This window comes from Tepidiforma thermophila (assembly GCF_002563855.1).
GTDB classification, from domain to species: Bacteria; Chloroflexota; Dehalococcoidia; order Tepidiformales; family Tepidiformaceae; genus Tepidiforma; species Tepidiforma thermophila.
Genome location: NZ_PDJQ01000001.1, coordinates 701,157 through 713,124, shown reverse-complemented (window position 1 = coordinate 713,124; position 11,968 = coordinate 701,157). Strand labels below are relative to the sequence as shown.

Genomic DNA, 11,968 nt, shown 5'->3' with positions numbered 1-11,968 from the left:
TCAGGCGTCGATGAGCGACTCGTAGGCGGCGCGCAGGGCATCGATTTCGGCTTCGATGGGGCCGAGACGGAAGCGGGGTTCGGGCGTGGTGCGCCCGAGCGGGGTGACGGGCACGCCGAGTGCTGCGCCGAGGTCGCGCAGGCGGGCGAGGCCGCCGCCCTGGCGGTAGGTATCGGCGGGGATGGTGACGATGATGCGGGACTGGGCTTCGCCGAAGAGGGCGGCATCGAGCCGGCCGGGGAGCTCGGCCGGGCCGACGAATCCGCAGCCGCCGAGGATGCAGCTCTCGGCGAGGGCGACGGCGAGGCCCCCTTCGGAGCAGTCATGGGCGCTGAGGAGGAGCCCTTCGGCGTGGGCCTGGAGGACGAGCTGGTGGAGCCGCTTCTCAAGGGCAAGGTCGATGGCGGGCATGCCGGCGACGCGGCCGTGCTCGGCTTCGAGGTACTCGGAGCCTCCGAGGGTGCTGGCGGGCTGTTCGAGGCCGGCGCCGAGGAGGACGACCTGGCAGCCCGGGCCGGGGAAGGCGGCGCGCAGGTGGCGGGCGACGTCGTCGAGGAGGCCGAGCATGCCGATGACGGGGGTGGGGTAGACGGGGCGGCCGCCGGCTTCGTTATAGAGGGAGACGTTGCCGCTGACCACGGGAGTTTCGAGCTGGAGGCAGGCCTCGGCGATGCCGCGGATGGCGTGCTCGAGGGTGTAGTACACGTCGGGGCGCTCAGGGTTGCCGAAGTTGAGGCAGTCGGTGACGGCGACGGGGAGGGCGCCGGTGCAGACGACGTTGCGGGCGGCCTCGGCGACGGCGATGGCGCCGCCGGTGTAGGGGTCGAGGTAGACGAGGCGGGCGTTGCCGTCCGTCTTGACGGCGATGCCGCGGCCGGTGCCGGGCACGCGGAGGACGGCGGCATCACCGCCCGGGGGGACGACGGTGTTGGCGAGCACCTGGTGGTCGTACTGCCGGAAGACGCCGCGCTTCGAGGCGATGTTGGGGCGGGCGAGCAGGCGGAGGAGGGTTTCGGCCGCCCGGTCCGACGCGAGGTCCGGCAGGGTGCCGGGGTCGAAGGCGTTCAGTTCGGCGAGTTCGGCGGGGCGGACGCCCTGGCGGCGGTACTGGGGCGGGTCGGTGGCGATATCGACCGGGACGCGGGCGACTTCGACGCCGTGCTCGCGCACGACGACTTCGTTGCCGCTGGTGACGACGCCGATGGCTGCGCAGTGGAGCTCCCACCGCTCGAAGAGGGCGGTGACATCGGCGACGTGCTCTTTTTTGGCGATGACGAGCATCCGCTCCTGGCTTTCGGAGAGCATGACCTCGTACGGGGTCATGCCCTGTTCGCGGCGGGGGACCTTTTCGAGGTCGAGGATGGCGCCGGAGCCGCCTTTGGCGCAGCATTCGACGACGGAGCTGGTGAGGCCGGCGGCACCGAGGTCCTGGAGGCCGACGACCCAGTCGCGGTGCTGGGAGGCGAGTTCGTAGCAGGCCTCCATGAGGAGCTTTTCGAGGAAGGGGTTGCCGACCTGGACGGCGGGGCGCATCTCTTCGAAGCGTGCCTCGGGGTCGGTGCGGGAGGCGAGGCCGCTGGCGCCGTGGATGCCGTCGCGGCCGGTATCGGCGCCGACGAGGAGGAGGACGTTGCCTTCGCCCTGGGCGCGGGCGCTGAGCAGCTTTGCGGTTTCGGCGACGCCGACGCACATGGCGTTGACGAGCGGGGTGCCGGCGTACGGTTCGGCGAAGAAGACTTCGCCGCCGACGGTGGGGATGCCGAGGCAGTTGCCGTAGCCGCCGATGCCGGCGACGACGCCGTGGAAGAGGTAGCGGTCCTGGGGGTTGTCGATGGGGCCGAAGCGGAGGGAATCGAGGATGGCGATGGGGTAGGCGCCCATGGCGAAGATATCGCGGACGATGCCGCCGACGCCGGTGGCCGCGCCCTGGTACGGCTCGATGGCGGAGGGATGGTTGTGGGACTCGACCTTCATGACGACGCAGCGGCCGTCGCCGATGTCGATGGCGCCGGCGTTTTCGGCTCCGACGGCGGTGAGGACGCGCGGGCCGCTGGAGGGGAGGAGGCGGAGCAGCGGTTTGCTGTTCTTGTAGCCGCAGTGCTCGCTCCAGAGGGAGCCGAACATGCCGAGTTCGACCTCGTTCGGTTCGCGGCCGAGCCGCTGCACGAGGAGGTCGTACTCGTCGCGGCTGAGGGCGACGGCATCGAGGGCGGCCTGGTCGACGGGCATGGGGCTATGGTACGCGGGACAGGGCGTACGGGTGAGGGGGACGGCAGCGGGCCGGGGCGGTCAGCTCAGGCTGAAGGGCGGGTACCGGTCGGTGAGGAGGTAGATGTAGGCCGTCACCCGGGCGTACCAGCGGCTGAAGCCGGCGAGGAAGTTGTGGATGCCGCCGGGGATCTGCCCGGTGAAGATGCCGACGACCCAGCCGATGACCAGCAGGACGAGGGCGATGACGGCGAGGATAACGATGAGGATGAGGTGCGGGATGACGAGGATGATGCGGAAGAAGACGCTGAGGCGGTTGCGGCCTTCAAGTTCGGGCTGGCCCCAGAGGCGGATGGGGTAGGAGGTGTCTTCGCCGAAGGCGAAGGGCGGGTAGCGGCCGGCGAGGAGGTACGTGTAGCCCCAGACGCGCATTTCCCAGTGGAAGACGCCGAGGATGAGGTTCGCGATGCCGGATGGGAGTTTGCCGGTGATGATGATGACCACCCAGGCGAAGAAGACGAGGAGCTGGATGAGGTTGGCGAGGATGTTGACGATGAGGAGGTGGGGGATGGCCAGGATGCCGCGGAACAGGATGGTCAGGCGGCCCTGGGCGGACGGGGCATCGACATCGAGGCCGAACGGGTAGGCGGGCGATGTTGCTGCGGACACGGCGGTTCTCCCTGCGGCCGGCCCTCTGGGCCCGCGCCGGCGAACGCGACAGGTTCGCGCCGGGATTCTGCGCTCCGCAATGTTGTCGTGTAAAGATTTTGTTGCGAAATCAGGGATTTCGCTCGGGCTAACGGACGGTTTCGACGGCGCTGCGGATGACGGATTCCCAGATGCGGTTGCCGTCGGTGCCCCCGACGAGGGGTTCGCCGGCGCGCTCGGGGTGGGGCATCATGCCGAGCACATTGCCGCGTTCGTTGATGATGCCGGCGATGTTGCGGGCTGAGCCGTTCGGGTTGGCCTCGGGGGTGACGTTGCCGGCAGCGTCGCAGTAGCGGAAGACGACGCGGCCGGCGGCTTCGAGGCGGTCGAGCGTTTCGGGGTCGGCGTAGTAGTTGCCTTCGCCGTGGCTGATGGGGACGCGGAGGACGTCGCCCTGGGGGATGGCGTCGACCCAGGGGCTGGAGCCGCCCTCGCGGCGGAGGTAGACCCATTCGCAGCGGAACTGGAGGCTGGCGTTGCACATGAGCGCGCCAGGAAGGAGGTGGCTTTCGCAGAGCACCTGGAAGCCGTTGCAGATACCGATCACCGGCTTCCCGGCCTCGGCGAAGGCGATGACCGACTCCATGACGGGGGAGAAGCGGGCGATGGCGCCGCAGCGGAGGTAGTCGCCGTAGGAGAAGCCGCCGGGGAGGACGACGGCATCGAAGCGGGAGAGGTCGGTCTCGCGGTGCCAGACGATCTCGGCCTGCTGCTCGAGGATGTCGTGGAGGACGTGGTAGGTATCGCGGTCGCTCCAGGTACCGGGGAAGCGGATGATGGCGAAGCGCATACGGGGATTGTGCGGCGCGGCGCGCGGGTGTGTCGAACGGAGGCCGGTCAGGGGGAGCGGACGGGCGTTTCGCCGCGGGCGACGGAGGCGAGCTCTTCGGCGGTAGGCTGGGGGTAGCGGACGCGCGGGTGGTAGACGGCGCGGAAGGTGGCTTTGAAGGTGCGGGCGATCGCCTGGAGGTCGCGCATGGTGATGTCGCACTCGTCGAGCTGGCCTTCGGCGAGGCGCTCGGCGATGACGGCGTCGACGGCGGCGTCGATGGCGGGCGGGTCGTGGTCGCCGGCGCGGATGACGGCTTCGCAGGAGTCGGCGAGCATGACGATGGCGGCTTCGCGGGTCTGGGGGCGCGGGCCGGCGTAGCGGTAGTCGGCCGGGTCGGGCTGGCGGCCTTCGCGGACGGCGGTGCGGTAGAAGTAGCTGACGAGCCGGGTGCCGTGGTGCTGGGGGATGAAGTCGCGGACGGCTTCGGGGAGGCGGTAGCGGCGGGCGAGTTCGAGGCCGTTGGTGACGTGGGCGCGGATGATGCGGGCGCTCTCCTCGGGCGGGAGGCCCTCGTGGGGATTGGCGGCGCCGGCCTCGATCATGTTTTCGATGTAGTACCCGGGCATGGCGAGCTTGCCGACATCGTGGTAGTAGGCGCCGACGCGGGCGAGGAGGGCATCGGCGCCGATAGCGACGGCGGCGCGCTCGGCGAGGGCGCCGACGAGCATGCTGTGGTGGTAGGTGCCGGGAGCCTCTTCCTGGAGGCGGCGGAGGAGCGGGTGCTCCGGCTGGGCGAGTTCGAGCAGCTGGATGCGGGAGGTGATGCGAAGGGCGAAGGCGAGGAGGATGAAGATGCCGAGGCCGAGGACAGCGCTGCCGACGCCGTGGATGGCGGCGGCGAGGCCGATCCAGGCAAGGTCGATGTTGGCGCGCGGCATTTCGAACAGCCAGAAGGCTGCCATGGCGGCGGCGGTCGCGACGGTGGTGGTGACGGCCGCGAGGGCGAACCGGTTGATCTTCTCGGCGCGGGAGACGGCTGCTGCCCCTGCAAGGCCGCCGGCCGTGGCGACCATGGCGTACTCGAGCGCCTGGAGGGGGCCGATGTAGGCGGAGCCGGCAACCTGCGAGAAGCTGCCGCCGATGAAGGCGGTGAAAATGCCGACCGCCGGGGCGACGACGGCGGCGAAGGAGACGCGGGAGAAGGAGGCGACGACGATGGCCGCGGTGGAGACGGGGATGGCGTGGAGGAGGAATGTGCGGTCGGCATCGGGGGTGAGCACGGGGAAGGCGGCCCGGGCGGCGAGGAGGGCGGCGACGATGGCGAGCGCTGCTGCGAGCAGCCGGCGGCCGGCAGGGGGTTCGAACGGCTGGAGGAGGTAGCAGTAGAGCGCGAGGACCAGGCCGAAGCCGGCGGCGATGAGGCCGGCGCCGCCGAGGGCGTAGGGGTCGAGACCGGAGCGGAGGGTGCCGGTGGCGCGGAGGGCTTCAATCTCCTGGGCGGTGATGCGCTGGCCCTCGGTGACGATCACCTGGCCGGCGGTGATGGTGCGGACGACGGGTGCGACGGCGGCGCGGGCCTGTTCGCGGGCGCGCTCGGTGGCGGCCGTATCGACGCGGAAGTTGGGGGCAGCAAAGGCACGGAGAAGTGCGGCGAGGGCGGTGCGCTCACCCTCAGAAGCGGTCCCCCGCTGGGCGATGAGCTGTTCGACAGCGGCAGCGATGTCGCGCTGCTGCTCTTCGGGGGTAGCACCGCGGCCGATGGGGCTGCTCATGAGGGCGCGGAGGAGGTCGGCGGCGCGGGATTCGAAGAGGCTCAGGCCGGTGGTATCGAGGGCGACCAGGTAGAGGCGGGTGGTGCTGCTGATAGCGGAGGGGGTTTCGAGGGCGGCGACGAGGTCGACCTTCTGCTGGGTGGTCAGGTCCGTCCGGGCGACGATGGAGCGGACGCCGGAGAGGTAGCGCTGGAGGGCAGCGACCCGCTGGTCGGTGAGCTGGGGGTCGGGCGGGAGCGGGACTTCGGGAACCGCGGAGGCGGCCTGTTCGCGGGCGGCTTCGGTGAGCGCTTCGGAGACGAACTGGGCGTCGTGGGCTGCTTCGAGGGTGCGGGGTGCGAAGTCGCCTTCGTTCAGGTCGGTGCGGAGGCCATCGATGGGCGCGACGAGGAGCGCGGCGCAGGCAGCGATGGCGAGCCCGAAGGCGGCTGCCGAGAGACGAGAGACCGGCGGCGATGGGGGGCGGATCATCGTGGTGACCCCAGCATACCAGAGCGGGATGGGGCGCCCGCCGCCGGGTGCCTACGGCCCGGCGAGGGGCGAGAGTCCTTCGCCGAGGACATCGGCGAGGGCGCTGAGGCGCTGGATGACGAGGTAGCCGGCTGCCTCGCGGCGGCGGCCATGGCGGTCGAGGAGGATGGCGCGCAGGCCGGCGGCGCGGGCGCCGGCGATGTCGGTCGCGGGGGTGTCGCCGACGAAGATTGCTTCGTGGGGCGGGATGCCGAGGTCGGCGAGGGCGCGGCGGAAGGGTGACGGGTTCGGTTTGGCGAGGCCGACATCGGCCGAAGAGACGAAGGTTTCGAGGTAGCCGGCGAGGCCGAGGCTGTTGACCAGGGGCCGCCAGTACTCGGCGGGGAAGATGGAGTTGCTGACGACGCCGGCGCGGTAGCCGCGGTACTTGAGGGAGGCGAGGACGGCGCGGGCATCGTCGAAGACCTGCAGGCCGCGGCTGGCGGCTTCGAAGAAGACCCGGGCTGCGGCTTCGACGTCGCCGGCAGATGCCGGCCAGCCGAGCCAGGTGAAGGCCTGGCCAAGCATGCCGCGGATCTCGGGGGCGCGGTCGCCGCCGGAGGGGGCGCGGTGGGGAAGGACGGCGGTGAAGGCGCGTTCCAGGTCGGCGGGGCGGGCTGCAACGCCGAGGTTGCGTGCGGCGTAGTCGGCGACGGCGGCGCAGGCTGCCGGCACTGGCTCGGCGCCCTGCCGCGCGAGGGTGCCCTCCCAGTCGAAGAGGACGGCACGGACGGTCATTGCAGGTCAGCCGGCGAGGAGGCTGCGGACGACGTCGTTGATGGTCCGGCCATCGGCGCGGCCGGCGAACTCCCGGGTGAGGACGGGCATCACTTTGCCGAGGTCGCGCGGGGAGCTTGCGCCGGTTTCGGCGATGACGCGGCGTGCGGCGGCTTCGATTTCGTCGCGGGAAGCCTGCTGCGGGAGGTAGCTCTCGAGGACGGCGACCTCGGCGGATTCTTTCTCGACGAGGTCCTGTCGGCCGGCCTTTGCGAATTGCTCGATGCTCTCTTTCCGCTGCTTGATCTGCTTCTGGATCAGGGCGAGGACGGCGGCGTCATCGAGCACGAGGGGCGGGAGTTCGGCCATGCGGGCGAGCTCTTCGTCGGTGGCGCCTGCCGGCGGGGTGCGAATTTCGGCGTTCTTGATGGCGGAGAGGAGCATGCGGAGGGTGGATTTGCGGGTTTCGTCGCGGGTGCGCATGGCGTCGGCGAGGTCGGCCTGGATGCGGTCGCGGAGGGACATGGCGGTGCTCCGGAATGGGATGGCCCGGCGAAGCTGCCGGGCCATCGTGTGTGTGCGTAGCGGTTGCTGCGAGGCGGCTCAGCGCCGGGCTGCGGCTCGGGCTTCGCTGCGAAGCTGCTTCTTGCGGAGTTTGCGAAGGCGCGCGGCTTCCTTCTTCTTGCGCTTGACGCTGGGCTTTTCGTAGTGCTCGCGGCGGCGCGCTTCGGAAAGGATGCCGTCCTGCTGGACGCGCTTGTTGAAGCGCTTGAGGGCTACTTCAAAGGGCTCGCCTTCGGCAACGATGACTTCGGACAAGAGCGGCTCTCACCTCGCCTTCTGGTTGGAGTGGGTGCGCGCGGGGCGCATTGGTCAATGTATCACGGGTTGGGCTGCTCAGGCGAACAGCCGGCGCTGGCTCTCGGGGATGCGGGCATCGAGCCGTTCGAGGTGGTACTCGACCCAGATGCCCGGCCGCTCCGTGCGGATGCCGGGGGCATCGAGGTTGAAGCGGTCCTGCATACGGCGGATGTCGCGGGCGAGGGTTTCGTAGCGCTGGCGGGCGTGGAGGATGGCGAGGCGGTGGCCGGCCCAGTCGCCGGTGGCGGCGGCGTGTTCGCAGAGGCGGCGGTGGGCATCGTCGATGCCGGCGAGCTGTTCGAGGGCGTGTTCGATCTCGCGGGCCAGGTTGAGCCACTCGGGGAGGACGCCGGCGTTCTTGAGGATGTGGTGGCCGAGCCAGTTCGGGTCGTTTTCGTTGCCGTCGAGGCGGAGGGGTTTGCCGGCGCCGGGGAGGTTATCGAAGAGACCGGCGGCCATGGCCTCCTGGATTTGCGATTCGATGGCTTTCTCGAGCGACATGGCAGTGCCGGAAATGGGAGTGGCCCGCCGGGAAGCGGGCCACCTGATCGTAGCGCCTGTGCGGCAAGGCCGCGGTCAGTCGGCCGAGGGGAGGACTTTGGGCTGGAGGAGCTCCATGGGCCGGCCGTCGACGTTGAGGGCGCACGGGCCGGGCTTGACGACGAGGACTTCGATGCCGGTCTGCTCGTCGCGGTAGCGCTTGCCGAGCTGCACGGTTTCCATGCCGGTGGTGTCGACGGTGACGTTCGGGTCTTCCTGGCCGCGGATCTGCATGGGCACATCGCCGCAGCGGAGCTCTCCGTTGCCGCCTTTGGTCACGATGAATTCGGCGACACCGCCGGGCACGACGTACCGTTTGCCAGTCTGGGCTGCTGCCATCCCTTCTACCCCTGTTCCTGTTTTGGAGATTTGCGCGCGGGCGCGGTGAATCGCCCGGATCGTACGGAGCTGGGATGCGGCGGTCAAACGAAGGGGGCCGTTGCCCGGCCCCCTTTGTATGCACCCGAGTGTGAGGCGCTACTCTTCCACCCAGATGTAGGCGAGCATGGGCGGGTGGTAGTCGCAGGTGACTTTGTACTCGCCGGGCGTGTTCATGGTGATCTGGCGGGTGTCGCCCTGCTTCAGGTCGGGGCCCTGGGCCTCGCCGTTGAAGACGATGTTGTGGAGGCCGACGATGGAGGTGAAGGTGATGGTGGTGCCGGGCTTCACCTTCACACCGCCCATGTTGGGCTCCTTCCGCTGGCCATCCGCAACGACCGTCCAGTCGTTGGCGTGCGCCTCAATGGTCACCTCGGTGCTGAACTCCTCCGGCTTTTCGATGGTGACCGGCGTGCCGAGGCCGGGCAGTGTTGCGAAGACCGCATTGGGGATGGCGTACTGGACGCAGGCGGTGCCGGGGTTGATGGCATCGGGCGGGGCGGTACCCCACGCGGAGTCGGGCAGCTTCAGGGTGGTGCCGATGGCGAGCACGGAGTCGGGCTGGATGCCGTTGGCCTCTGCGAGGGTCGCGGCGGTGACGTTGGCGAAGCCCTCGGCGACCTCATCGAGGGTCTGGCCCTTGACGGTGTACCGGTCGATCTTCGGCAGCTGCAGGACGACATCCTGGCTGAGCGGGGTAGCGGGGTCGCTGCCGTTGGCGCGGGCGAGCTCGGCGGCGGTGGTCTTGTGGCTGCGGGCGACGGACTCCCAGGTGTCCGCGAGACCGACGATGTAGCGGGTGCCGTTCGGGAGGCGGATCTCCTGGCCGGGGTTCACGACCGGGGCGCCGGCGTCGAGGTTGTTCAGCTGCGCGAGGCCGGCGACGTCGGTGATGCCATGGGCCTCGGCAATCGCCTGGAGCGTATCGCCTTCGCGGGCGATGTAGACGAGGCTGGGCAGGTTGAGCTGCCGGCGGTGCTCCAGGGGGTCGGTATCGTTCACCCCCTCAAAGATGGCAGGGTTGAGGCGGCGGAGGTCGGCGACGGTGATGCCATGCTGCTCGGCGATGGAGGCAGGGGTATCACCGGCGGCGACGATGTAGGTCGCGCCTTCGGGGAGCTCCAGGATTTCGCCCGGGAAGAGACCGGCGCGGGGCTTGCCATCTTCGGTGAGGAGCTGGAGGGTGGCGACGCCGCGCTTTTCTTCGAAGGTGTATTTCAGCCCGTTGAGGTCGGCGATGATGACGGGGCCAACGAGCTGGCTGTCGGCGATTTTGCGGAGCGTCTCGTTGTCTTTGTAGACGGTGTAGATGTAGCCGTCCGGACGGGCCTTGAAGCCGGGGATGCGGACGCGGGTGTTCTTCGGAAGGATCTCGTCAACGTTCCGGTTGCCGTTCGCAGCCGAAATCTCCCGGTAGCCGATGCCGTGAGCCTTCGCGATGGTGGAGAGCGTATCGCCGCCCACGAGGGCCGAGAGCTCAGTGTTCAGGTTGTGGGCGAAGTGCTCGGCTTCGAGCCACCACTTTGAGGTGGGGACGCCGTCGACTTCGGTGTCCTCGGGGGCGGTGATCAGGTTGATGAGGTGTTCGATCTGGATAGCGTTGAGGGACCCGCCGTTGGTGTTGAGCCAGGGCTGCATGAGGGTGCCGGCCCGGCCGCAGTAGAGCGTGCGGCGGATCATCGCCTTGTTGGCGGCGAGGACGAGGGGGTCCTGGTTCTTCAGCTCGGGGGTATCGAGGGGGAGGCCGACGCCGCCTTCGCCGCGGTTGCCGTGGCAGGTGCGGCAGTTATTGGCGTAGAGGAGGGCGCCGCGCTCGCGGGATTCATTGAGCGTCCACTCCTCCTGGGAGGGGGCGCGGACCGGGAGGTCGATGGCGGCGTAGGCCGCACAGCCGCCGACAGTCATGAAGAGGAGGGCGACGATCAGGATGATCTGCTTTTGGGTGTTCAATCGAACCTCCTCGGGTCAGGCGTACGGTACAGCGCGGAGGGGGTTATCGGCCGCGCCGCCGGTGATCTGGCCGGTATTGACGCTCACGGAGCCGTCGCCGTTGACCTTGATGGCCATGGTGTCCATCGGCCGGGGTGCGGGGCCATAGACGCGGATGCCGGCCTTCGAGTAGGTGGAGCCGTGGCAGGGGCAGCGGAACCAGCCGATGATGCCGGGGAAGTTGACCGCGGCGCCGTTGAAGGCGGGGTTCCACGGGACGGTGCAGCCGAGGTGGGGGCACTTCCAGTAGAGGGCGAGGAGGCCGCCGGTCCCGCCGGCCTGGAGGACGTCGCCCTCCGGGCCGTTCAGGTTGACGAGCCAGAACTTGCCCTCGGGGATGCGGACCGGGTCGGCGCCGGGCCGCGGGATGCGGTCGGGCGTGACGGTGACGGTGCCGCCGAAGCCGGTGGGCTTCCGGAGGTTGAAGAAGCCGAGGAAGCTGGCGATGAGGCCGCCGGTGAAGAGGGCGAGGCCGGAGAAGGCGCTCACGCGGAGGAAGGAGCGGCGCGCGAGCTTGCGGGCTTCGATCTGGCGGGCGCGTTCGATGCGCCCGGTTGCGCGGGGAGCGGGTTGAGCCTGTGCCATGTCAGTGCGCCTCCTCGCCCGGGATGCCTTCGCTCACCTTGAGCTGCCAGGGCATGACGAGCTCCTGGCCCTGGCCGCGGAACGCCGTGCCCACCAGGGTGAGGACGCCGAAGACGACGACGAACCCGGTGAAGAGGGCGAGGAGCGCATCGCGGCGGCTCACCACCCAGCCCATCCGCCAGAGGGTGTAGATGAGCAGGCTGGGAAGGCCGACGAGGGCGGTGATGGGAATCGCCTGCTCGACGAGCCAGCCGGGGAAATCGAGGTGCTGGAAGGTGGTTGGGCCGCCGCGGCCGGTGCCATCGAGGATGCGCAGCTCGAAGGGGAGGTAGGTGATGCTGCGCGACCACTCGGGCCAGGGGAGCTGGGACTGCATGGAGCGGACGTTCTCGAGGAAGCGGAAGGTATCGCCGCCGGAGAGGCCGAACCAGGCATTGAGGAAGTAGGCGATTTTGCCGGTATCCCAGAGGATGAGGAGCCAGGTGCCGACGAAGGCGACGATGCCGGAGACGATGGTGATGCGCCAGGCGTTTTCGGTGGCGAACCAGGCGCCCTGGCCTTCGTTATCGCGGTCGAAGTACGGGAAGGCGGCGAGGAGGATGAGCCAGACGGTCGGCACGATGATGCCGGCCATGGCTGCGTTCATGTGGAGGAGGAGCTCCTGCAGGTTGAGGAGGTACCACGGCGCCTTGGAGGGGTTGGGGGTGACGTCGGGGTTCGCCTGGTCGAGGAGCGGCGCGTTCATGAACGTCGACAGGATGAGGAGGCCGACGGTGAAGACGAGCGCCGAGATGAATTCGATGAAGATGAGGTCGGGCCAGACGAGGACCTCTTCGTCGCGCGCGCGGGGCTGCGGGCGCGCGACGGGGCGGGCTACGACTGCGGTTGCCATGCGTTCCCCTCTCTCAACCTGGTGTGGAGCCCGGGC

At 69.5% G+C, this 11,968-nt stretch carries 12 protein-coding genes; all 12 read right to left on the bottom strand.

Features of this window, described 5'->3' with window-relative positions; all coding sequences use genetic code 11:
• Positions 1–2,229: a phosphoribosylformylglycinamidine synthase subunit PurL gene (purL, locus tag A9A59_RS03380; protein WP_098502935.1), complete on the bottom strand. Its 2,229-nt coding sequence runs from the start codon at positions 2,227–2,229 to the stop codon at positions 1–3.
• Between the two features lie 60 nt (positions 2,230–2,289).
• On the bottom strand, positions 2,290–2,877 hold the full coding sequence (locus A9A59_RS03375; RefSeq protein ID WP_098502934.1) for a DUF4389 domain-containing protein: 588 nt from the start codon (positions 2,875–2,877) through the stop codon (positions 2,290–2,292).
• Between the two features lie 127 nt (positions 2,878–3,004).
• Complete coding sequence (gene purQ, locus A9A59_RS03370; RefSeq protein ID WP_098502933.1) at positions 3,005–3,706, bottom strand: phosphoribosylformylglycinamidine synthase subunit PurQ; 702 nt, start codon at positions 3,704–3,706, stop codon at positions 3,005–3,007.
• A gap of 47 nt (positions 3,707–3,753) precedes the next feature.
• Positions 3,754–5,931: an HD family phosphohydrolase gene (locus A9A59_RS03365; protein WP_098502932.1), complete on the bottom strand. Its 2,178-nt coding sequence runs from the start codon at positions 5,929–5,931 to the stop codon at positions 3,754–3,756.
• 51 nt (positions 5,932–5,982) lie between these two features.
• Positions 5,983–6,708, bottom strand: coding sequence for an HAD family hydrolase (locus A9A59_RS03360; RefSeq protein ID WP_098502931.1), 726 nt, complete (start codon positions 6,706–6,708; stop codon positions 5,983–5,985).
• Positions 6,709–6,714: 6 nt separating this feature from the next.
• A complete protein-coding gene (locus A9A59_RS03355; protein ID WP_098504784.1) occupies positions 6,715–7,212 on the bottom strand; it encodes a GatB/YqeY domain-containing protein in 498 nt (165 codons plus the stop codon).
• Between the two features lie 78 nt (positions 7,213–7,290).
• Complete coding sequence (gene rpsU / locus A9A59_RS03350; RefSeq protein WP_098502930.1) at positions 7,291–7,506, bottom strand: 30S ribosomal protein S21; 216 nt, start codon at positions 7,504–7,506, stop codon at positions 7,291–7,293.
• Positions 7,507–7,584: 78 nt separating this feature from the next.
• The gene (locus A9A59_RS14235; RefSeq protein ID WP_181950226.1) at positions 7,585–8,049 is read right to left on the bottom strand and encodes a DnaJ family domain-containing protein; all 465 of its coding nucleotides are present in this window, start codon (positions 8,047–8,049) and stop codon (positions 7,585–7,587) included.
• Positions 8,050–8,124: 75 nt separating this feature from the next.
• Positions 8,125–8,427 carry a hypothetical protein gene (locus A9A59_RS03340; protein ID WP_098502929.1) on the bottom strand — a complete coding sequence of 101 codons (303 nt, stop codon included), beginning with the start codon at positions 8,425–8,427 and terminating at the stop codon, positions 8,125–8,127.
• 138 nt (positions 8,428–8,565) lie between these two features.
• On the bottom strand, positions 8,566–10,416 hold the full coding sequence (locus tag A9A59_RS03335) for a LysM peptidoglycan-binding domain-containing protein (RefSeq protein WP_098502928.1): 1,851 nt from the start codon (positions 10,414–10,416) through the stop codon (positions 8,566–8,568).
• 15 nt (positions 10,417–10,431) lie between these two features.
• Positions 10,432–11,040 (bottom strand): QcrA and Rieske domain-containing protein, encoded by a 609-nt coding sequence (locus tag A9A59_RS03330; RefSeq protein WP_098502927.1) that lies wholly within the window; start codon positions 11,038–11,040, stop codon positions 10,432–10,434.
• 1 nt (position 11,041) lies between these two features.
• Complete coding sequence (locus A9A59_RS03325) at positions 11,042–11,932, bottom strand: cytochrome b family protein (RefSeq protein ID WP_098502926.1); 891 nt, start codon at positions 11,930–11,932, stop codon at positions 11,042–11,044.
• Positions 11,933–11,968: the final 36 nt, after the last annotated feature.